This window comes from Streptomyces sodiiphilus (genome assembly GCF_039529215.1).
Classification (GTDB): domain Bacteria; phylum Actinomycetota; class Actinomycetes; order Streptomycetales; family Streptomycetaceae; genus Streptomyces; species Streptomyces sodiiphilus.
This window is the reverse complement of record NZ_BAAAMJ010000006.1, coordinates 64419-85338: the sequence shown is the minus strand read 5'-3', so window position 1 is coordinate 85338 and position 20920 is coordinate 64419. Positions and strand designations below refer to the sequence as shown.

At 71.1% G+C, this 20920-nt stretch carries 17 protein-coding genes; 5 read left to right on the top strand and 12 right to left on the bottom strand.

Going from position 1 to position 20920, the window contains the following annotated elements; all coding sequences use genetic code 11:
- Positions 1-171: 171 nt before the first annotated feature.
- Positions 172-1125, top strand: a complete 954-nt coding sequence (locus tag ABD299_RS02915) for an HNH endonuclease (protein ID WP_344258571.1) — start codon at positions 172-174, stop codon at positions 1123-1125.
- A 102-nt stretch (positions 1126-1227) separates the two neighbouring features.
- Here the strand turns inward: ABD299_RS02915 and ABD299_RS02910 are convergent, their stop codons facing one another.
- The 8 genes from ABD299_RS02910 to ABD299_RS02875 all read right to left on the bottom strand — a co-directional run bounded on the left by ABD299_RS02910 (position 1228) and on the right by ABD299_RS02875 (position 10560).
- Positions 1228-3189 (bottom strand): hypothetical protein, encoded by a 1962-nt coding sequence (locus ABD299_RS02910; RefSeq protein ID WP_344258569.1) that lies wholly within the window; start codon positions 3187-3189, stop codon positions 1228-1230.
- A 512-nt stretch (positions 3190-3701) separates the two neighbouring features.
- Complete coding sequence (locus ABD299_RS02905) at positions 3702-3992, bottom strand: hypothetical protein (protein ID WP_344258567.1); 291 nt, start codon at positions 3990-3992, stop codon at positions 3702-3704.
- Complete coding sequence (locus ABD299_RS02900) at positions 3989-4342, bottom strand: DUF6247 family protein (protein ID WP_344258565.1); 354 nt, start codon at positions 4340-4342, stop codon at positions 3989-3991. Before ABD299_RS02900 ends, ABD299_RS02905 begins: the two co-directional genes overlap by 4 nt.
- 133 nt (positions 4343-4475) lie before the next feature.
- Positions 4476-5465: an ArsA family ATPase gene (locus ABD299_RS02895; RefSeq protein WP_344258563.1), complete on the bottom strand. Its 990-nt coding sequence runs from the start codon at positions 5463-5465 to the stop codon at positions 4476-4478.
- Positions 5456-5713 carry a cory-CC-star protein gene (locus ABD299_RS02890; RefSeq protein WP_344258561.1) on the bottom strand — a complete coding sequence of 86 codons (258 nt, stop codon included), beginning with the start codon at positions 5711-5713 and terminating at the stop codon, positions 5456-5458. The genes ABD299_RS02895 and ABD299_RS02890 overlap by 10 nt, the downstream gene beginning before the upstream one ends.
- Complete coding sequence (locus ABD299_RS02885) at positions 5710-7407, bottom strand: carbon starvation CstA family protein (protein WP_344258560.1); 1698 nt, start codon at positions 7405-7407, stop codon at positions 5710-5712. The genes ABD299_RS02890 and ABD299_RS02885 overlap by 4 nt, the downstream gene beginning before the upstream one ends.
- 791 nt (positions 7408-8198) lie before the next feature.
- Positions 8199-9797, bottom strand: a complete 1599-nt coding sequence (locus ABD299_RS02880) for an MFS transporter (RefSeq protein WP_344258558.1) — start codon at positions 9795-9797, stop codon at positions 8199-8201.
- Between the two features lie 103 nt (positions 9798-9900).
- Positions 9901-10560, bottom strand: a complete 660-nt coding sequence (locus tag ABD299_RS02875; protein ID WP_344258556.1) for a DUF4190 domain-containing protein — start codon at positions 10558-10560, stop codon at positions 9901-9903.
- Between the two features lie 386 nt (positions 10561-10946).
- On the opposite strand from ABD299_RS02875, the gene ABD299_RS02870 reads away from it, so the two are divergent.
- The gene (locus ABD299_RS02870; RefSeq protein WP_344258554.1) at positions 10947-12005 is read left to right on the top strand and encodes an adenosine deaminase; all 1059 of its coding nucleotides are present in this window, start codon (positions 10947-10949) and stop codon (positions 12003-12005) included.
- Positions 12005-12697 (top strand): glycerophosphodiester phosphodiesterase, encoded by a 693-nt coding sequence (locus tag ABD299_RS02865; protein WP_344258552.1) that lies wholly within the window; start codon positions 12005-12007, stop codon positions 12695-12697. The genes ABD299_RS02870 and ABD299_RS02865 overlap by 1 nt, the downstream gene beginning before the upstream one ends.
- A 51-nt stretch (positions 12698-12748) precedes the next feature.
- Here ABD299_RS02865 and ABD299_RS02860 read toward each other — a convergent pair whose 3' ends face one another.
- Complete coding sequence (locus ABD299_RS02860; RefSeq protein ID WP_344258550.1) at positions 12749-14182, bottom strand: gamma-aminobutyraldehyde dehydrogenase; 1434 nt, start codon at positions 14180-14182, stop codon at positions 12749-12751.
- 347 nt (positions 14183-14529) lie between these two features.
- Between ABD299_RS02860 and ABD299_RS02855 the strand changes: the two genes are divergently transcribed.
- Together ABD299_RS02855 and ABD299_RS02850 are read left to right on the top strand one after the other, a co-directional pair.
- Complete coding sequence (locus ABD299_RS02855) at positions 14530-15252, top strand: ABC transporter ATP-binding protein (protein WP_344258548.1); 723 nt, start codon at positions 14530-14532, stop codon at positions 15250-15252.
- Entirely contained in the window at positions 15234-16388 is a 1155-nt protein-coding gene (locus tag ABD299_RS02850) for a hypothetical protein (RefSeq protein WP_344258547.1), read from the top strand. The genes ABD299_RS02855 and ABD299_RS02850 overlap by 19 nt, the downstream gene beginning before the upstream one ends.
- A 79-nt stretch (positions 16389-16467) precedes the next feature.
- On the opposite strand, the gene ABD299_RS02845 is transcribed toward ABD299_RS02850, so the two are convergent.
- The 3 genes from ABD299_RS02845 to ABD299_RS02835 all read right to left on the bottom strand — a co-directional run bounded on the left by ABD299_RS02845 (position 16468) and on the right by ABD299_RS02835 (position 20880).
- On the bottom strand, positions 16468-18048 hold the full coding sequence (locus ABD299_RS02845) for a family 10 glycosylhydrolase (protein WP_344258545.1): 1581 nt from the start codon (positions 18046-18048) through the stop codon (positions 16468-16470).
- 169 nt (positions 18049-18217) lie between these two features.
- Positions 18218-19243 (bottom strand): ABC transporter ATP-binding protein, encoded by a 1026-nt coding sequence (locus ABD299_RS02840; protein ID WP_344258544.1) that lies wholly within the window; start codon positions 19241-19243, stop codon positions 18218-18220.
- A 29-nt stretch (positions 19244-19272) separates the two neighbouring features.
- A complete protein-coding gene (locus ABD299_RS02835) occupies positions 19273-20880 on the bottom strand; it encodes an ABC transporter permease (protein WP_344258654.1) in 1608 nt (535 codons plus the stop codon).
- Positions 20881-20920: the final 40 nt, after the last annotated feature.

Genomic DNA, 20920 nt, shown 5'->3' with positions numbered 1-20920 from the left:
CCGGCGGAGATGCAGAGCTCGACGTATGGGACAGGACAACGCCGGGTTCCCGGAAGGGAGCATGCGGGAAGCTCCCCACCTGTCAACCGCTCCCTGTAAAGGTCCACGCGCGAATAGCCCGCTAAACCGATCTCATCGACGAGCGCGACCTCGCCGGCAGAAGGAGGAACTATGGCCGACAAGCATCTTCAGCGCCTGCTTCGGGCGCGCCAGAACGCCAACCAACGTATCGTCTACAACACGCAACTGAGGCAACCAGACGTCGTCGCACGCTTGCGTCGGCGCATCACTGAGCTTGATCGAGAGATAGCACAGCACCTTTCGAAGGAAGCCAACGCTGAGGAGAAGAGTAGATCCGCATCCGTGCCGTCTGCTCCCCAACGCAAAGCCGTGCCGAAGAACCGCGCTACCGCATCGAAGGCCAACGAGCCCTCGAAGATCATCTGGCCGATTCCCCTGACACCAGCCACGCCTCCCCCCTCAACGTCAGCCAGCCTGCCCCGGCAACCAAGGATCAGCGACGCCGAGAACGATTCCGAAAAGAGCGCGCCAGCACGGCCGTTGGAACCGAAAAGGCCAGCAGAACCACCCCTATGCCCTGTGTGCGAGCGACCGGTACTGGCGGCCGGTCGCAAGCGCCACCAGCGGTGCGAACGGGTCCGCGCTCTGTCCTCGCTAGACCAGGCCAAACGGGACATCACCAGCTCTCCGCCGCCGCCAGTGGGCGGAGACTCGGAGACGGCCGCGTACCGCAGTCTGGTCCGGAAAGTAGAGCGACGCGAGGCCGCCACCTATGGGCGCCGACACGAGCGCGTTAGCCGCGACCCGATCCGACTCCAGACCGCACGCCGGGCTGTACTGATGCGGTCCCGGGGGCACTGTGAGAATCCAGCATGCGGCGGCCAGCCAGCCGACGTCACCGATGATGGTCAGGCCATCCTCGAGGTCGATCACGTGGAGCGGATTGCCGAGGGCGGTCGCGATCATCCAGCTCAGATGGTTGCCTTGTGCCCGAACTGTCACGCGATGAAGGAACGAGGTGCAGCCCGCGCCGCCTTGCGCTCCGTCCTTCTGGATGTTGCCATGCGTAATCATGACGTGTGGCACAACGGATCCATTAGCTGAGAGCTCAAGGCGCTTGCCAGCGCATGGCATGGAGGGGTCTTCGACGAGCGCAGTCAAGACTCGCCGAGCGTAAACCACTTGGGAAAATCACGCAGAACAGCTTTAGCTCGGCAGTTTCGGCGCTTTGCCCTGAATCCAGGACTGGAGCTGGCGGATCGGTGGAGCAGTCCGAGTACGAGGAGAGCCTTCGAGCCTGACCAGGCGGATGGCGGCAGTCAGGGTGTCGGCTAGCTCGTGGTCGTTCGTCTCGCCAGCCAGCGACCTGAGGGCTCGCAGTTCAGCGATCGCAGATGCTGACTTCTTGCATCGAAGGGCTTCAAGGCCGTAGACCGCAGCGTAGTACCGGAGGGTCGAAGCGGGCGCCCATGGAGCGCCGTTATGAGTCCACAGGCATTGCATACGGGCACGGGCCATGAGAGGGCGCTCAGAATCAGTCGGCGCAATTTCTAGAAACGCGCGAAGAAAAGAGAGTGATCCGTCGAGTGTATGGATTCCATCGGAACGGATGATGACGATAGTCAACCGTTCCACACTTCTGGGAAGGTATAGCGTGGCGTAGGAGGTCAGGTCGAGCAATTCGAGGTTCCCTGGGGCAGTAAGCCGAACTGTCCAGCGGTGATCCTGGTTGTCGACGTCGATGTCACGACACCCCTGGTGCAGGAGAGCCGCCACAACCATCTGCTTCGATGTTGCAGAAAAAGAAGAGCTCGCACCTCCCCCAGGCACGGCGATTCCATGCCGTGAGAGCATATGAGCCAGGGCCAGAAGACAGGCTTCTGCACTTTCTACCGCAGCGATCACCTGGTCTAGGAATTCCTCCCAACTGAGATACTTCTCATCCCTCTTTGTCAGGAGTGTCACACCGTGAGAACTGAAGCGGAGCATTAGATGCGCTTCGGCATTTCGGAGCTGACCATTGAAGCCCTCGAGCAAGGGACGCAGGTCTGCGTGTTCTCGAGCCTTCACTAGCAGGTGGTTGGAATTCTTGTGGCGCAGTTCACTGTATGACTCCGTCTGATAGCCGGTGCTAATCAACAAGGCGGAGGTGAGAGCCTGACCAGGGCCTTCGAGAAGTTTCACGGCAAGACTCACTTGAGCCTGCCAAGTGGCCTGCTCCCACTTCTCGTGCTCCATCAAACTCATGGCGATGGCAGCGGCAAGGGTCACGGCATCGAAGGCGTGGCGGATGTCGGGCAGGAAGTCGTCGGAGCGCGCAAGGGCGAGCACCCGCCCTTCCCCCCTGGAGAATATGCCGAAGGCGTCGGCAAAGACCCGCCGAAAGCGGCTTCGGTCACCAAGAACTCCGACTGCGGTGTCTTGAAGTAGGAAGGCTGTCGTGACGCCGTACCCCTCAGACGGATCGACGCCTGTGAGCTGTCTGATCGTCCGCCGTGCCTGCCGGGTTAGAGTCGCATGATTACTGGTGCCGTACTCCAGGGCCGCGCGGCGCAGGAGCAGATCGTAACGAATATCAAGGCCACCCGCGTGCTCGAACTCTTGGAGCGTGTCACAAATCGGCCCGACACCCGCAAACGCCGCTGCCGCCCGGTCTTGTTGTTGCTGAGCCTCCTCCCCCAACTGCTGGGCTTGAAGCGGTACTGACGCTCTTACGGCGAGGAGCCAGCTGCGCGCAGCACCACTCAGGCAGTCGATACCAGAGGAGATCTGGTCAAGCGCCATCTTCCATGGGCGGCGGCGAGGTATGGCGGCTACTTCGGCTCGCCTCGTCACAAGCTCGGTGACAACGGCTTCCAGACGTTCGCGTGCTCCTGGCTGCTGCGAGCACGTCTCCTCAAGTGCCGTCAGAAACTGACGAGGCCAGTGGCCGAGTCGTTCGAGCAGCGCTGACAGCTCCGGCGAGTCGGCAGGCACTGTGCCGACCTCCGCCGGTCGCTCGAGAAGTTCGATCGCACGCTGCGTAACGGCTCGCCGTCGATTGGCTTGGTCATCTTGTTCCCTAGGGTCCGGCTTCCTCGAACAGTCCGGGCAGACGACGCCCCGTGTCCTTCTGACGCCACAGCCTGTGCAGTCGATCTGCATGAACCCCAAGGCGATCTCAACCATCGCGGCCCCCTCGTACAGCTGGGACGACCATCCTCCCAGAACAGGCTGACACCTCGAACGACTCCACCACCAAACAGCACGCATGCGAGGGGTCCTGTAGCCCTCGGGCCGCAACCTCACCCTCGGTCACCGGCGACCCACCCGGCATCGGCGGTTCGGGACCTGGGAGCCAGATGATCACTGAGATGCACTCCACTTCGTCCCTGGCGGTGTGCGCCACTTGGCGTGCCAGGCTGCAGCGGCAGGACGAGGCGGCTCGGGGATGCCTGGAGCTGCGCACTGAAAAGTTCCGTGCGACAAAAGGTTCGCGGAGCAATGCAGGAAAGGTTTCAGTGCCCAGGTCAGAGCGGTGCTGACTGAAATCTTCGGTGTCGCCCTACACCGCGCCCGCCCGGGACGGGCGGCAGTGCCCCCGGTCCGACCGGGCCCGAAAGCGGCAGCCCACTTGGCGGAAGCGGGCCCGGCCCCCGAGCCTCGCATCCTGGCATGATGCGGGCGAAGCAGGAGGCGGGTCACAGATCCGTGAAGGGCGGCACGACCCGGGTGATCACGATCAGCCGCAAGCGTGGCAGGGCCAGGGCGTACAGCCAGCCGTCCCGCAACACCGGCAGTCGGCGCACCCCGCCGGGAACACCCCGGCGGGGTCCTTCGCCGATATCGGTGACATCGATGCCGACCTCGGCGAGAGCGACGAGTTCTCCGGCGAGGCGCTCGACCTCGGCGACAACGTGGGCGGGCAGGCCGGCGATGACGTGGTCGGCATCCGGCTCGTACTCCCACCGCCGTGGGGAATCATGACTCACGCGGTGCCGGGTTCCTGGCCGATGCTGGCCTGAGCGCGCGCGACATCCAGGATCGCCCCGATCTCCGAGGTGATCGCCCGGGCCTCCTCGACGTCCTCCACCTCGGCGGCACGGGCCTCCAGCTCCCTCAGTCGCGCCGCCCGCTCGGGGAACCGCTCGATGGCCACCTGAATCGCCCACTGGCCGGTGAACCGCCGCATCGGCGCCGCACTCACCGACTCGCGCGCCGACCGCAGTGCCTCCGCGCGCTCGGCGTCGAAAGTCGGCACCGACTCCGGCGCCAGGCGGACCAGCGCCGCTCGCAACTCTTCCGGAGTGTTCCCCGGCTGGACCATCGCCGGGACAGGCATACCCTCACGATCCGCTGCCGCGCCCATCCACTCCTCCGATCGCCTTGACTCCCCCAGACTACGCCGCCACCACACGGCATCCCCGGGAAACGAGAGAAACAGCTGAAGGGCCTGCCACCGGCGGAGCCGAGGGTCAGAAGGAAGGGCCGAGCCGGGCGGCCAGCGCGGCGAGCGCCTCCGCGCCCACCAGGTCCCCCGGCAGCAGCGGCACCTCGACCAGCGGTACGTCCGGGACCTGCCGGCGCAGCCGGGCGAGGTGCTCGTCCTCCCGCTCCCGGCGCCGGGCGAGCAGCTCCCCCGCATCCGCCGGGGAGCGGCGGTTGGCGACGAGTGCGGCCACGTCGACGCCGAGGCCGGTGAGCTTCTCGTACACGTCGACGCTCTCGGCGACCGGGAGCGGCTCCGCGGTCAGCACGATCACGAAACCGGTGTGCGCCCGGTCCGTCACCACCTCGCGCAGCCGGGAGAAGCGGTTGCGCCTGCGCACCAGGATCCGGCGCAGTTCGGCGTCCCGGTCGGTCTCCTCGCCCCCGCCGCCGAGACCGCGCACCGCGGCGCCGAACCGCTCGGACCGGTCACGGTTGGCGAGCAGGGTCTCGGTCCAGGAGGTGAGCTGCTCGGGAAGCGCGAGCAGCCGCAGCGTGTGACCGGACGGCGCGGTGTCGAAGACGACCAGGTCGTAGGCCTCCTCGCCGAGCTCCACCGCCTCCGCGATCCGTTCCAGCACCGCCGACTCGTGAGTTCCGGGAGCCTGCCGGGCCAGCTCCAGGTGCCGGGCGGCCGGTGCGTGCATCCGCTCGGGCAGCAGTCGTCGCATCGTCGCGGCGACCGCGGAGAGGTGCTGCTCGACCGTGCGCTCGGGGTCGATCTCCAGCCCGTCCACGCAGCCCCCCGCGCCGTCCCCCGCCCCGGGGACCGGGGCGGCGAGGCGCACGGGCTCGTCGCCGATCGGGCGGTCCCAGAGGTGGCCGAGGTTGTGGGCGGGATCGGTGGAGACCAGCAGCACGCGGGCGCCCGCCCCGGCACGGCCGAGGGCGAGCGCCGCCGCGACGGAGGTCTTGCCGACCCCGCCCTTGCCGCCGACGAAGACGACCTTGCGCGAGGTGATGAGGTCTAGCAGCACCCGACATGCTCCAGTGGTGAGCGGTCCATGCCCATGCGGCGGTGCCAGGCGTGGAAGTCCTCGTAGAGGGCGGGCATCAGCTCGGCGGTGTAGTAAGCCGCCGGGTCGGGCACGCCCAGTGCCTCCGCGAGGACGACCATCCGGAAGAGGTCATCCTCCTCGCGCCGGGCGCGGGCGAAGGTACGCCGGTAGGGACCAGCGTAGAACTCCTCCAGCCCCGCCCGGAACGAGGACCAGCGCGATGTCACCCCTTCAGCTCAGCGTTCTCCGTCGCGTCGGCGTCCAGGGCCTCCGGCGGTTCCCGGGACGCCCGCCGCATCGCGAAGACCGCCTCGAAGGCGACCCACAGGGCGGCGCCGATGATGACGACGTCGATGGCGAACAGCAGCCAGTCGTCGCCCCAGAAGTTGCCGAGCTGCACGATCGCGGCCCAGAACGCCATCGTGAACACGAAGACCAGCGGCACCAGCGCGGGCAGCGGGTTGCGCCGCTTGCGGATCAGCATGATCGCGACGATGCACAGGGTCAGGGAGGCCAGCAGCTGGTTGCTGGTGCCGAACAGCGGCCAGATGCGGAGACCGCCCTCGCCCCCGGCTCCCTGGCTGAAGGTGAGTCCCATGCCGACGGCGAGCACGACGAGGGTCGCGACGCCGTTGTTGATCTTCACCTTCGCGACGTCGCCGGCCTCCTGGACGACGAAGCGCAGCAGGCGCACGCCGGTGTCCATGGTGGTCGCGGCGAACAGGATCGCCATGGTGGCGAGGACCGTCGCGCTCAGCGAGGCCGGCAGGCCCAGGCCGCTGTTGACGATCTGGCCACCGCCCGTGACGAACGCCCCGACGCCGCCGTCGCCGAAGGACTGGTAGACGTTCTCCCAATCGGCCAGGGTACGGAAGCCCGCGGTGGCGGCGATGATGGCGCCGAGCGCGAGCATGCCCTCGCCGACCGCCCCGAAGTAGCCGACGAAGCGGGCGTCGGTCTCCTTGTCCAGCTGCTTGGAGCTGGTGCCGGAGGAGACCATTCCGTGGAAGCCGGAGATCGCGCCGCACGCGACGGTGACGAAGAGCAGCGGCAGGAGGCCCGGCGTGCCCGCGGGCACGGCGTCGTTCAGAGCGGGGGCGACGATCGTCGGCGCGCTCAGCGCCACCGACACGAACAGGATGCCGAGCCCGACGAAGAGCTGGACACCGTTGATGTAGTCGCGCGGCTGGAGCAGCACCCACACGGGCAGCAGGGAGGCGATGCCGGCGTAGAGGAACAGGGCGACGATCCAGAAGGTCGCCGGGGACATGCCCATGATCGGGTCGGGCAGTTCCACCGGGAAGGCGTCACCGAGGAGGATCAGGCCGTAGAGCGCCGCGACGCCGAACACGGTGACCAGGGCGAGGCTCATCTTGAAGCGGTAGACCGCCTGGCCGACCAGCAGGGCGACCACGACCGCGCCCCAGGCGGGGATCACCGCCGAGGGGGTGGATATCAGCAGGTTCTTGATGACCACCGCGAAGGCCGCGATCACCATCAGGAGCAGCAGGAAGATCACGACGAGGAACAGCCTCGCGCCCCGCCCGCCGATGTAGCGGCCGGAGAGCGTGCCGATCGAGCGGCCCTTGTTGCGCGCCGAGGCCCACAGGGCGCCCAGGTCGTGCATGCCCGCGAAGAAGACCGTTCCGATGGTGACCCACAGGAACGCGGGCAGCCAGCCCCAGATCACGGCGATCGCGGGGCCGACGATCGGCGCCGCGCCCGCGACCGAGGTGAAGTGGTGGCCCCACAGGACGAACTTGTTGGTCGGGACGAAGTCCACGCCGTCCTGACGCTCGTGCGCGGGCGTCCGGAAGGAGGGATCCAGCTTGAGTACCCGGTTGCCCAGGAACTTCGAGTACAGGAAGTATCCGCCCGCGAACATCGCGAGGCCGATCAGCAGCAGTGGTAGTGCGTTCATGCGAGTTGCTCTCTGGGGTCTGGGAGGTGGAGCCACTGCCCCGGACGAGGGTGACACCCGGCAGGCAGACAGTGGGGACGGTGGAGCACGGCCCTCTTCAGCCGAGGGGGGCAGCCGGCCGGAACGGGAAACCGGGCGATGACGTCCCGTTCGTGCGGCTTGCCGGCAGACCCGGACACGGCGTGCTGCGCCGGGGCGGCGACAGCACGCCGTCCCGTTGGCATGCCGGTGGCAGGTGTCAACACTGACTCGCCCCCGTTACCGAATCTTCCGACGATCTTCACCGGACAGGGCCCGGTGCACCCGCATCGTAGGACCCCGACACGCCGATGAGGAGACCTGGAACCTGGTGAGTAAATACACACGAGGCTTCCGTCCCGTTCTCTCCGTTCCGTCCCTCTCCCCCGGTCGGCAGCACGGGCGTGTGGCATATGCCACAACCGTCCCGGCGCCAGTACGTCACCGCGGGCGGGGACCAGTCGCGGCTGCGCCGCGGGCCGGAGGGCCGGTTCCCGCCTCACCCGGCGGAGGGATGCGGGATGGAGATGCTGTGCGGAGGTGATGCGGATACCGCGCCGCCGGGTTCCCGTCCCGGCGTCCTGCCGTACGGTCGGACCGGACGCGAGAGCCGCCGGACTCCCGCCTTCCTCGCGGACCGGTACCGCCCGTCCCAGACCCCCCGGGGCGGGCGGTGGTCGTTCCGCGTTCCGGGTCCGGAGCGCTCTCCCCCGAGGCTCCGGACCCGGCTCCCTTCTCGCGTCCCTGCTCAGCTCCGAGCACCGGGCCCGCGGTCAGCCTCGGCCCCGCACGCTCCCGGCCGCTTCCACCGGTTCCCCGTCCGGCACCGGGGCATCCTCGGCCGACTGCTCGGCGCCGTCGTGCCGGATGTGCCGCAGCAGCACACCGGCGAACGCCGCCAGAGCCAGGACCAGCACCGACCCGATACCGGCCGTCAGCTGCATGCCGTGGGCGAAGGCCAGCCGGGCCCCGTGCAGGAGCTCCGCGGCCACCGCCTCCGGCAACCGGGCCGCGGCCACCACCGCGCCGCCCAGGGTGTCCGAGGCCGCCGCGGTGACCTCGGCGGGCACTCCCGGCAGCCCGTCCGCGACCTCCCGGCGGTAGACCGCCGTGCCCACGCTCCCGATGACCGCGATGCCCAGGGCCGCCCCCAGTTCGACACCGGTCTCCGAGATCGCGGAGGCCGCGCCGGCCCTCTCCGGCGGAGCGGTGCCGACCACCAGGTCGGTGCCCAGCGTCATGGCCGGCCCGAATCCGGCGGCCAGCAGCACGGAGCCGGCCACCAGCGCGCCGAGCCCGCCGACGCCGTCCACCCGGGTGATCAGGAGCAGCCCGCCGGAGGCCACGGTCATCCCGGCCGCCATCACGTACGCCGGGCGCAGCCGGCGGACCAGGAACGGCGCGGCCATCGACCCGGCGATCACCGCTCCGGCCTGCGGGAGCAGCCACAGTCCGGCCTGCAGCGGGGAGAGCCCGAGAACCAGCTGGAGGTACTGGCCGATGAAGAACATGGTGCCGCTGATCGCGAAGATCGCCAGCCCCACCGTGACCAGGGCGGCGCTGAACGAGCGGTGGACGAACAGGCGCAGGTCGATCAGCGGATTGGCCACCGTGCGCTGCCGGTGGAGGAAGGCCCCGCCGGCCACCAGCCCGGCGCCCAGGAACAGCCCCGGCTCCCAGCCCGGGCCGTAACGGGCCAGTTCCTTGATGCCGTAGACCAGCGAGAGCATGGCGGCCACCGAGAACAGCACGCTCAGCGGGTCCAGCGGCTGCGGGTCGGGGGCGCGGTACTCGGGCAGCAGGAGCGGCCCGGCCACCAGCAGCAGCACCATCACCGGCACGCCCAGCAGGAACACCGAGCCCCACCAGAAGTGCTCCAGGAGCACACCGCCGACCACCGGGCCGATGGCCGAGCCCACCATGAAGCTGGTGATCCACACCGCGATGGCCGTGCGCCGCTCGGCCTGGTCCCGGAACATGGTGCGGATCAGCGACAGCGTCGCGGGCATGAGGGTGGCCCCGGCGATGCCCAGCAGTGCCCGGGTGGCGATGAGCATGCCGGCGCTGGTGGAGAAGGCCGCGAGCACCGAGGCCGCCCCGAACGCGGCCGCTCCGTACAGCAGCAGCCGGCGACGGCCGGTGCGGTCGCCCAGCGCCCCCATGGTGACCAGGAACCCGGCGATCAGGAAGCCGTAGATGTCCACGATCCACAGCAGCTGGCTGCCGGTGGGCTGCAGATCCGCGCTGAGCCCGGGCACCGCCAGGTGGAGCACGGTCAGGTCCAGGGCGAGCAGCACCGTGGGCAGCGCGAGCACCGCCAGGCCCGTCCACTCCCGGCGCCCGGCCCGGACGGTGGTGGTGTCGTCCGTCATGACGGTGTCCCCCTCTCTCGTGGCGGCCCCGTGCCGCCCGCCGAGAAGAACGCTAGAACCTCAAGCGGACATGAGGTCAACCGGGTTTCTTCCGTCCGTCCGCTCACACATCGGTGGTGTGATCCGGCTCCGCACTGCGGTCGAGGGGGAGCGCGAACTCCCAGAAGGCGAAGTCGTGGTCCCATCCGGGGGCGAAGTCCACCTGCAGGAACCACGTGTCCGCGGGGACGGTGACCGTGTGGGCGACGGTGACGGAGGCCCCTGCGGGCAGTCTCCTCATGTCGGAAGGGTCTTCCCTGCGGATGTCGCGGGAGGAGAGTTCCTCGCCGTCGGCGAAGGCGAAGAAGTCGCCGTCGGTCAGCCTCACCGGGTCGGGGCTGCCGTTGTCGAGGGTCGCGGTGAGGACGAACGTCCCGTCCCCGGCGTCCTCGGGTTCCGCGAACGTCACCGTGAGGCCGTCGGCGTACCGCACCTGCTGGCCCGCCTCCGCCATGCGCGAGGATCCCGCTCCGGACTCGACCGGGACGAAACCGCCGGGTTCCATCACCATCACGACGGTCGTCACGGCGGACAGGAGGGTGGCGCCCACGCCGGTCCACAGGCCGCCCAGGGCGACGCCGCGGTTGGTGGCCTCGCCCCTCCGCACGCGGCGGACGCCGATGCTTCCGCAGATCACGGCCAGGACGCCCAGGACGAGACCGGCCGGGCCGAGGATCACGGTGATCCCCAGCACCGCGCCGATGATGCCCAGCACCAGGGCCATGGTGCCCTGGCTGTTGCGCGGCGGCGCCCCGGGTATCCCGTACCCCGGGTAAGGCCCGTACGGACCGGTGTGCGTCCCGTACGGACCTGCGTGGGGCCCGTACCCGTACGCAGCGGGCTGGGGCCCGTACCCCCCCGGGTGGGGCTGCCGGCCCGCCCAGGTCGCGGGCGCTTCCGGGTATCCCCCGGGCTGCTGCCAGGTGGGCGGCGGGGGCGGGCCGGCGGGCGGGCCGGCCTGCGGCGGGATGCCACCACCGTCCGCGGCTGGGGCCCGGAACGGGTTGGGCTCCCGGTCAGTACTCACAGTTCCTCCACAGGGGTGCGCCCATACCTTACGGCCTGTGTACGTCCCTGTGGCCCCGGTATCCGCCAGTCCCGCGGCCTACGATGAGCGGATCAGCCGACCAGGAGGGACCGTTGGATCTCACCGCCTTCATCTCCGGCCTGCCCAAGGCCGAACTCCACGTGCACCACGTGGGCTCGGCCTCGCCGCGGATCGTCGCGGAACTGGCCGCCAGACACCCGGACTCCCCCGTCCCCAAGGACCCGGACGCGCTTGCCGAGTACTTCACCTTCCGGGACTTCGCGCACTTCATCGAGGTCTACATCTCCGTGGTGGAGCTGATCCAGGACGCGGAGGACGTACGGCTGCTGACCTACGAGGTGGCCCGCGACATGGCGCGGCAGACCATCCGTTACGCCGAACTCACCGTCACCCCCTACACCTCGGTGATCCGCGGCATCCCGGACGCCGCCTTCATGGAGGCCATCGAGGACGCGCGCGTCGCCGCCGGACGGGACTTCGGCGTCCAGCTGCGCTGGTGCTTCGACATTCCCAGCGAACTGGGGCCGCGGGCCGGTGAGGAGACCGCCCGGATGGCCTGTGAGCTGGGACCGGACGGCCTGGTGTCGTTCGGGCTCGGTGGTCCGGAGAAGGGCTGGCCGCGCCCGCTGTTCAAGCCCTTCTTCGACCGCGCGCGGGCGCACGGGCTGCACAGCGTCCCGCACGCCGGGGAGACCACCGGTCCGCAGAGCGTGTGGGACGCGCTCACCGCGCTGGGTGCCGAGCGCATCGGGCACGGCACCAGTTCGGTGCGGGACCCGGAACTGCTGGCCCACCTCGCGCAGCGGCGCGTCCCGCTGGAGGTCTGCCCCACCTCCAACGTCGCCACCGGGGCGGTGCCCTCGCTGGACGGGCACCCGGTGCGGCAGATGGCGGAGGCCGGTGTGCCGGTGACCATCAACAGCGACGACCCGCCGATGTTCGGGACGGATCTGAACACGGAGTACGCGGTGGCGGCCGGTCTGCTGGAGCTGGACGAGGCAGGGCTCGCGGGACTGGCGCGCAACGCCGTGGAGGTTTCCTTCCTCGACACGCCCGCGAAATCCCGCCTTTGCGGTGAAATCGACAGTTACCTGACCTCGTGGCAGCAACGAAACGAGTAATGGCGATCGCGCACCGCGGGGATCCGCACCGGGGACGGGAGGACGCCCTGGTCTCGTTCCGCTCCGCGATCGAGGCCGGGGCCGACGTGGTCAAGCTGGATGTCCGCGCCACCCGGGACGAGCTCCCCGTGGTGGTGCACGACCGGACACTGAGACGGCGGTGGGGCCCGAACCTGCGGGTGGAGGATCTGACGATCCAGGAACTGCGTGCCCTGACCGGTCCTCACCTGCCGCTGCTGCGCGAGGCGCTGGCGGTGACCTATCCGGTGCGGACGCTCATCGGCCTGCCCGAACCCTCGGCCGCGGCCGCCAGGGCGGCGGCCGAGGTGGTCCAGGAGAACGGCGCGACCAAGCGCGTCACCTACTGCGGGGACCCGGCGGCGCTGCGGGCGGTGCGTGCGGCGGACCGGGACGCGGAGATCGCCCTCACCTGGCAGCGCACGGCGCAGCCGCGCCTGTCCCTGCTGCGGGACCTGCGCCCGCACTGGCTGAACATCCGCTTCGGACTGCTCTCGCGGGAGACGGTCCGCAGTGCCCACGCCGAGGGCTACCGGGTCGCGGCCTGGACCGCCGACAGCCCGCCGACCATGCGGCGGCTGGTCGGCATGGGCGTGGACGCCATCTCCACCCACCACATCGGCGCGCTGCGCAGGGTCCTGGGCCGCCAGGACCCCGGGCCGGCCACCGGATGACGTCTCCCGTGCCCGCACCCCTCCGACGCGGAGTGCGGGCACGGACGCCGGTCACAGTGCCGTCATCACGTGCTTCACCCGGGTGTAGTCCTCCATGCCGTAGGCGGAGAGATCCTTGCCGTACCCGGACTTCTTGAACCCGCCGTGCGGCATCTCGCCCACCAGCGGGATGTGCGTGTTGATCCACACGCAGCCGAACTCCAGGTCCTTCGACAGCCGCATCGCCCGCGGGTGGTCCTTCGTCCAGACCGAGGAGGCCAGGCCGTACTCCACGTCGTTGGCCCACCGGACCGCTTCGGCCTCGTCGGAGAACCGCTGCACGGTGATCACCGGGCCGAAGACCTCGTTCTGGACGATCTCGTCGTCCTGGCGCAGCCCGCTGACGACGGTCGGAGCGTAGTAGTAGCCCCGCTCACCGACCCGGTGGCCGCCCGTCTCCACCCGCGCGTGGGCCGGCAGCCGGTCGATGAAGCCGGCGACCTTCTCCAGGTGGGAGGCGTTGTTGAGCGGGCCGTAGAAGCACTCGGGGTCGGCCGGGTCACCGGTCCTGACCTCCGCGGCCGCCTTGGTGAGCTCGGCGACGAACTCCTCGTACACCCCGTCCTGCACCAGGACCCGGGTGGCGGCCGTGCAGTCCTGGCCGGCGTTGAAGAAGCCCGCGTCCCGGATGCCCTCGACGGCGGCCGCCAGGTCGGCGTCGTCGAAGACCACGCAGGGCGCCTTGCCGCCCAGTTCCAGGTGCACCCGCTTGACATCCTTGGCCGCGCCGGCGGCGACCTCCTGGCCGGCCCGCACCGAACCGGTGATGGACACCATGGCCGGGGTGCGGTGCTCGACCATGAGCCGTCCGGTGTCCCGGTCCCCGCAGATCACGTTGAACACGCCCTTGGGCAGGGTGCGGCCCATGAGCTCGGCGGCGAACACGGCCGAGGCGGGAGTGGTGTCGGACGGCTTGAGGACCACCGCGTTGCCCGCGGCGAGCGCCGGGGCGAACTTCCAGACGGCCATCATGACCGGGTAGTTCCAGGGGGCGACCTGGGCGCAGACGCCCACCGGCTCGCGGCGGACGAAGGACGTCATGCCGGTCATGTACTCACCCGCCGCCTTGCCCTCCAGCATCCGGGCGGCGCCGGCGAAGAACCGGATCTGTTCGAGCATCATCGGCAGTTCTTCCTGCCGGGTCAGCTCCAGCGGCTTGCCGGTGTTCTCGCACTCGACGGCCAGCAGTTCGTCCGCGTGCTGCTCGAACGCGTCCGCGACGCGCAGCAGGGCGAGCTGGCGGGTGGCCGGGGTGGAGTCCCGCCACGCCGGGAAGGCGGCCTCGGCGGCCGCCATCGCGGCGTCGACGTCCGCGGCGCCGGACAGCGGCGCGGTGGCGTACGGACGGCCGGTCGTGGGGTCGACCACCTCGGTCGTCCGCCCGTCCGCGGCGTCCCGGAGCTCTCCGTCGATGTAGTTGCGCAGCCGACGCAGTTCGGTGGTCACGGCACCCTCCATGTTGCGGGTCCAGGATGTGCGCCGGACCTGCGTCCGGCGGGTGTGGAAACCCCAGCCTATGCGGCACCGGGGGCCCGGAGACAGCCGGAGAGCGGAAAATCTGCGCCCACCAGGCGTTTCATCGGGAAAAATACCCGCCAACGGCGGGAGGGGCGCATGTCCTCCGCGCCCGCCGGGCCCCGGTGGAGCCATCCGGGGGTGACTGGTGTGGCACGCCGTCGCCGTACCGCCACTCGCAGCCACCATGAACCTACCGTGCAGGTGACGAAAGCCCCGGCCGCTCGTTACATCCGGCCGGGGGGAGGTCTGCGAGAACGAGCGGAGGTGCCCCGGACGTGGTCCCACCCGACGCCCCGGCCGACGCCCCACCGGACAACGATGTCCTCCGGGCGTGCGGTCTGCACTACGCACACGGCGGCTCGCCCGCACTGCTCGGGGTCTCCCTGGGCGTCCGGGAGGGCGAGATCGTCGCCGTCACCGGTCCCCGCGGCTGCGGGAAGACCACCCTGCTGAGCTGCCTGTCCGGACGCCTGGTCCCCAACAGCGGCGAGGTCTGGTTCAACAGCATCCCGGTGCACACCCTGGCTCCGGCCGCCCGGGAGCGGCTGCGCCGCGACCAGTTCGGCTGGGTCGCGGACACCCCGCAGCTGGTGCCCGAGCTCACCGCGTGGGAGAACGCCGCACTTCCGCTGCTGCTGGCCGGCACCGGCCACCGCACGGCCCGGCGGACGGCCATGGAGTGGCTGGAGAGGCTTGACGTGGGCGGCTGCGCCCGCAAGCGGCCCGCCGCCCTGCTCCAGTCCCAGCGGCAGCGCGTCGCCATCGCCCGCGCCCTGGTCCACACCCCCTCGGTGATCTTCGCCGACGAGCCCACCGCCCCGCTGCACCGGACCGACCGGACGCAGGCGCTGCGCACCCTCACCACGGCGGCACGCTCGCACGGCATCACCGTGGTGCTCGCGACCCACGGCACGGAGGCCGCCGCCCTGGCCGACCGTACCTTCGCACTGGTCGACGGCCGCGCCGCCACCTCACCGGCATGCTCGCTCTCCGCCTAGCCCGCGGGGCGGAGGCGCCGGCCCTGTGCCGCTGGCTGCTGCTGGCCGCCGCGGCCGGCGCCGTCGGATTCCTGCTGCTGGCCTCGCTGGCCTACGCCGGGGCCCACCCCGAGGACAGCCGCTCGGCCACCCTGCGGCTGGCCTGGTGCGCCCTTCCGCTGGCCGCCACCGTGGGGCTGGCCATGTCGGTGGCGCGCGCCGACCCCGCGGCCCGGCCCCGGGCCGGGCTGGACGCGGCGGGAATCGGCCCCACCCGGCTGCCCCTGCTGGCCGCCTCCTCGGCGGTTGTCGCCGCCCTGCTCGGCAGCGCCCTCGCGCTGCCCGTCTTCCTCCACCTGCGCGGTGATCTCACCGCCCTGCCGCTCAACGGCGCGGCCTCCGGTCTGCTCTCCGGCGGCAGCCCCCTCCCGGTTCCGGCGGCACTCACCCTGCTCGCCCTGGCGCCGCTGGCCTCCGCCGCGGCGGCCACGGTCTCGCTGCGCCTGCGTCCCGGCCCCGAGGCCGCCGCGGGCACCGGGCAGGACGAGGGCCGCGTGCCCACCGGTCTGCCGTGGGGAACGGCGCTGATCACCGCCGGCATCGCGCTGGGCGCCCATGCCGGCCGGGGCACTCCCCCCGCCGGCGGCGCCGTACCGCTTCCCGGGGCCATGGGAGAGATCACCCCCGGCGTGGTCGGCGCCTGGCTGCTGACCGCGGCGGGCATCCTGCTGGCCGCCCCGGGCATCGCCCGGCTGTGCGGCCGGCTGCTGTCCGCGGGCAGACCGAGCGCGCTGCGGCTGCTGTCCGGGAGGGTCCTCGAGGCGGAGACGCACCGGCTGGGCCGGCCGATGGGCGCGCTGTGTGTGGCGTCCGCGACCGTCCTGGCCACGCTCCGTGCGGACGGGCAGCAGATGCTGGGCCCGCTCAGTGTGCTCGGAGCCGTCGTGATCATCGGATGTGCCGCCGCGGCCATCGCCACGGCCGCCGCGGAGTCCCGCGCCGCCCGGGAGCACACCACACGTGCGCTCCTCGGGCTCGGCGCGTCCCGGTCGCTGCTGCGCCGGGCCGCGGTGCTCCGCTCCGCGGTACTGCTGGCCGCCTTCGCCCCGCTCACCTGGGTGGCCGCCCACCTGGTCGTGCTCCCGCTCGGCGGATGAGCCGCGAGGAGCGACGCGGTCCGGGGGCGGACCGCGCCGCCTCCCGGACCGCCCCCTGCCCGGCGGTCCGCCGGACGGGTCAGCGCACCCGGACGAGGCCGGGGAACGCCGCCTCGCTGATGGCCCCCTCACGGACGCGCACCACGGTCAGCGGGGCCCCGATCACGCCGGACGGCAGCTCGGCCCTCACCAGGTAGACGCCGGGACCGACATGGGCGAACCCGAACCAGCCGGTGCCGTCCGCCCGCCCGGTCACCGCCTGCCCGCCGGCGGTGAGCGGCTGCAGCGTCACCGCCGCCTGGTCCAGCGGAGTGCCGTCCCGCAGCGCCAGTTCACCCGTGACGTGACCGTCGGCCGGGGTTTCCTTCCACGGCATGCCGGGAACGGCGGCGGCCTCCGCGAACGGCGCCGCCTCCCCCTCCGTGAGTGCGCGGGCCAGCTGCCGCCGCTCCTCCGCCCTGTCCTGCGGAGAGCCGTCCACATGCGTCATGCTGGGGTTGGCGTAGGAGTAGCCGCTCCAGCCCGCTGCCGTGTTCCCGGCCGCTGTCGGCTCCAGCGTCTTCTTGACCTGAGCCAGACTGTCCTCGATTCCGTTGAGGTACAGCGCCGGGCCGTTGACGCCCTGGCGCTCTCCCTGCTCGTCGGCGAGGAACTCCGTCCACTCGTCGAACATCCGCGCCTGGTCGGGGTTCCAGTCACGCTTGTAGTTCATGGTGACGACGGTGTCCGTGATGCCCTCGTCGAGCCAGCCCGCCCAGTCCTGCAGCACCTCTCGGTAGGTGCGGGTCGACTCCCAGCCGCCCACCGACTGCGGGCCGAAGCCGTAGGTGATGGCGTTGACCGACAGGCGCGCCTGCGGGTCGGCCTCCCACATCCCGAGGTAGATCCGCCGCACCAGCCCGGAGACCTGGTCACGGCGCCACTGCGTCCACTGCGCGTCGTCCGGCTCGGGGACGCCGCTGCGGCCGGTGGCCTGCCGGAACCTGTCCAGGGACACCTCGTTGTAGCCCCAGTCGCTGTGCGTGGTCCGCGAGTTGAAGTCGGGGTAGCGGATGTAGTCGAGGTTGATGCCGTCCACGTCGTACTCGCTGACGATGCTCCGCACCGCCCGCACGATGTAGTCGGCCGCGTCCGGGTGGCCGGGGTCCACGTAGGCGTTGGCGCCCTGCAGCTCCGTGCCGTCCGCCTTCTTGTTCAGCCACCGGTCGGCGCCCTCGGCACCCGGGCCGTGCTGATTGAACACATGATCGGGTGACCGCGGCGGCGTGGTGCTGTTCCACATGGTGTTGACGTTGACCCAGGCGTGGACCTCCAGGCCGGCCGCGTGGGCCTGCTCGATGATCTCCTGCAGCGGGTCGAACGGAGCCGGGGCCACGGGCGCGTCGGTCCTCGGGTAGAGCGCCCGGTCGCAGAAGCAGTCGTAGCGGCGCGAGGTCTGCACGATCAGCGCGTTGGCGTTCAGTTCCAGGGCGTCCTGCACCAGCGTGGAGACCTGGCCGGGCGTGTAGATGCCCTCGTTGAAGGCGTCCACCCAGTAGCTGCGCCACTGCTCGGGCGGCGCGTCCCCGCCCTCGTCCGCGGCCGCGGCGGGCGCCGCGGTGATCAGGCTCGATGCGAGCAGGCCGATACCGGCGAGCAGGGTGGGCAGGATCCGTCTCATGCGCGGCCCCCAGGGGGAGAGTGGCGGAGAAGTGCGGTCGCGGTGCGGCTGACAATTTAGATCGCCACCAAGGGGCCGTCCAGACGAAAACTTTCATCTTCACGAGGGAGTTGCGGCAAACAACCCGCCCGCAAGGGACAGAAGTTGACGAACCGTCCGCCCTACGCCCTCAGCAGGGCAGCGGCACGACCTCCCCCGGCACGAAGACGACGCCGACCGCGTCGCCCTCCGCCGGCGCCTCGCGCAGCGGACAGGCCGCCTCCAGCTCCGGACCCGCCTCGGGCCGCAGCAGCACCACCACATGGTCGCCGCGGAAGGTGCGGGCGCTGACCGTGCAGCGCAGGCCCTCCCCCGGTGAGGACAGCCGGACCCCCGAGGGCCGGATCAGCACCCGGCCGGGCCCCTCCGCGGTGCCCGGCGGGACCGGAACCGGACCCCACGGGGTGCGGGCGGTGCCCTCCTGGATCCCGGCCTCCACCACATTGCGGAACCCCAGGAAGCGGGCCACGAACTCCGAGGCCGGGCGCTGCCAGACCTCGGCGGGCGGCCCCTCCTGGGCGATCCGGCCGCGGTGCATCACCACCACCCGGTCCGCCAGCGCGAACGCCTCGCCCTGGTCGTGCGTGACGGCCAGCACCGTGGTGCCCAGACGCCGGAACAGGCCGCGCAGTTCGACGACCAGACGCTCCCGCAGACCACGGTCCAGCTGCCCCAGCGGCTCGTCGAGCATCAGCAGCCGGGGACTGGGGGCAAGGGCGCGGGCCAGGGCCACCCGCTGCTGCTCCCCGCCGGACAGCGAGGCGACCGGCCGCCGGGCCGCCCCGGGCAGCCCGACCAGCTCCAGCAGTTCGGCGGTGCGCCGCTCGGCCTCGGCGCGGCCGGCCCCGCGCACGCGCGGGCCGAACGCGATGTTGCCGCCGACATCGCGCTGCGGGAAGAGCTGCTGGTCCTGGAACATCAGGCCCACCCCGCGGCGGTGGGCCGGGACGCCCGTCTGGTCCCGCCCGGCGAGCAGGACCCGTCCGGCTTCGGCCTCCTGAAGTCCGGCCACCACCCGCAACAGCGTGGACTTGCCGCTGCCGCTGGGGCCGAGCACGCAGACCGTCTCGTGCTCGGCGACCTCCAGGTCCACCGCGTCGAGCGCCGTGTGTCCGGGAAAGCGGACGGTGACGCCGCGCAGCTCCAGCAGTGCCATGATGCGATCTCCCACAGTCTCCGGTCGGGTCAGAACTCCTGGGAGCGCACCGGCCGCAGCCGTTCCAGCGCCAGCAGGGTGACGGCGCAGACGAGCATCAGCACCGTACTCATGGCCATCGCCTGACCGTAGTTGAGCTCGCCCGGCCGCCCCAGCAGCCGGGCCACGGCGACCGGCAGCGTCGGGGCGTCGGCCCGGGCGATGAAAACCGTCGCGCCGAACTCCCCGAGCGACACGGCGAACGCGAAGCCGGCCGCGACCAGCAGGGCCCGCCGCACCAGCGGAAGGTCCACCTCGCGCCACACCCGCAGGGGCGACGCGCCCAGCATCGCCGCGGCCTCCCGCAGCCGGTGGTCCACGGCCCGCAGCACCGGCAGCATCACGCGCACCACGAAGGGCACCCCGACCAGGGCCTGGGCCAGCGGCACCAGAATCCACGAGGAGCGCAGATCCAGCGGCGGTTCGTCGAGCGCGATGAGGAAACCGAAGCCGACGGTGACCGCCGAGGTGCCCAGCGGGAGCATCAGCAGGGCATCGAAGCCGCGCACCAGGCGGCCGGCACGGCGGGTCAGTGCCGCCGCGGCCAGCCCTCCCACCGTGACCGCGATGAGCGTGGCGACGGCCGCGTAGGACAGCGAGTTGTACACCGCGCTCCACGGAGCCACCACGAAGGTCCCGCCCTCGGTGGAGGCCAGCGCCCGGTAGTGGGCGAACCCGTAGCCGCCGGAGACCGACAGCGAACGTTCGACCAGCACGGCGAGCGGCAGCAGCAGGAGCAGGGCGATGGACAGCAGCACCCCGGCCAGCAGCGCGCGCTGAGCGGCCCCGCGCGGACGGTGGGCGGTGCGCGCGGCATCGACCAGCTTCAGCGCGCTCTCCCGCCGGCGCACGCTCCACGCGTGCGCGCCGAGCATCCCGGCCACCGCGGCGAACTGCACCAGGGTGAGCACGGCGGCCGCCTGCAGGTCCAGCAACTGCGCGGTCTGCCGGTAGATCTCCACTTCCAGGGTGGCGTACCGCGGACCGCCCAGGATCTTGATGATGCCGAACGAGGTGAAGGTGAACAGGAAGACCATCAGCGCCGCGGCGGCCACCGAGGGGGTCAGCGCGGGCAGCGTGACCCGCCGCCACGCGGTGAAGCGGCTCGCGCCCAGGACCCGGGCCGCCTCCTCCTGACGGGGGTCCAGTTGCGCCCAGAGCCCGCCGACGGTCCGCACCACGATCGCGTAGTTGAAGAAGACATGCGCCAGCAGAATGGCCCACACCGTGGTGTCCAGCCGGATCCCCCACAGGCCGTCGAGCAGCCCGCCGCGCCCCACCAGTGCCAGGAAGGCGGCACCGGTGACGACCGTGGGCAGCACGAACGGCACCGTGACGACGGCGCGCAGCAGCCGTTTGCCGGGGAAGTCCAGCCGGGCGAAGACGTAGGCACCCGGCAGCGCGAGCGCGAGGGTGAGCGCGGTGGAGGCCGCGGCCTGCCAGACCGTGAACCACAGCACCTGCACGATGTGCGGGTCGGCCAGCACCGCGGCCGCCCGGCCCCATGCCCAGTCGCCCTCCGGCCGCAGCCCGCGCGCCACGATGGCCGCCACGGGATAGGCGAAGAACAGCCCGAAGAACCCCAGGGGCACGGCCATCAGACCCAGCCGCACCGCCAGGTCCCGCCGGGCGGCCCGC

Bases quoted from the DNA above. Each gene is read 5' to 3' on its own strand.
- ABD299_RS02870 (WP_344258554.1), top strand. From the start codon at position 10,947: ATGAGCGGATCAGCCGACCAGGAGGGACCGTTGGATCTCACCGCCTTC.
- ABD299_RS02850 (WP_344258547.1), top strand. From the start codon at position 15,234: ATGCTCGCTCTCCGCCTAGCCCGCGGGGCGGAGGCGCCGGCCCTGTGC.
- ABD299_RS02865 (WP_344258552.1), top strand. From the start codon at position 12,005: ATGGCGATCGCGCACCGCGGGGATCCGCACCGGGGACGGGAGGACGCC.
- ABD299_RS02915 (WP_344258571.1), top strand. From the start codon at position 172: ATGGCCGACAAGCATCTTCAGCGCCTGCTTCGGGCGCGCCAGAACGCC.
- ABD299_RS02880 (WP_344258558.1), bottom strand. From the start codon at position 9,797: ATGACGGACGACACCACCACCGTCCGGGCCGGGCGCCGGGAGTGGACG.
- ABD299_RS02845 (WP_344258545.1), bottom strand. From the start codon at position 18,048: ATGAGACGGATCCTGCCCACCCTGCTCGCCGGTATCGGCCTGCTCGCA.
- ABD299_RS02900 (WP_344258565.1), bottom strand. From the start codon at position 4,342: ATGCCTGTCCCGGCGATGGTCCAGCCGGGGAACACTCCGGAAGAGTTG.
- ABD299_RS02840 (WP_344258544.1), bottom strand. From the start codon at position 19,243: ATGGCACTGCTGGAGCTGCGCGGCGTCACCGTCCGCTTTCCCGGACAC.
- ABD299_RS02875 (WP_344258556.1), bottom strand. From the start codon at position 10,560: ATGGCCCTGGTGCTGGGCATCATCGGCGCGGTGCTGGGGATCACCGTG.
- ABD299_RS02835 (WP_344258654.1), bottom strand. From the start codon at position 20,880: ATGGCCGTGCCCCTGGGGTTCTTCGGGCTGTTCTTCGCCTATCCCGTG.
- ABD299_RS02885 (WP_344258560.1), bottom strand. From the start codon at position 7,407: ATGAACGCACTACCACTGCTGCTGATCGGCCTCGCGATGTTCGCGGGC.
- ABD299_RS02910 (WP_344258569.1), bottom strand. From the start codon at position 3,189: ATGGTTGAGATCGCCTTGGGGTTCATGCAGATCGACTGCACAGGCTGT.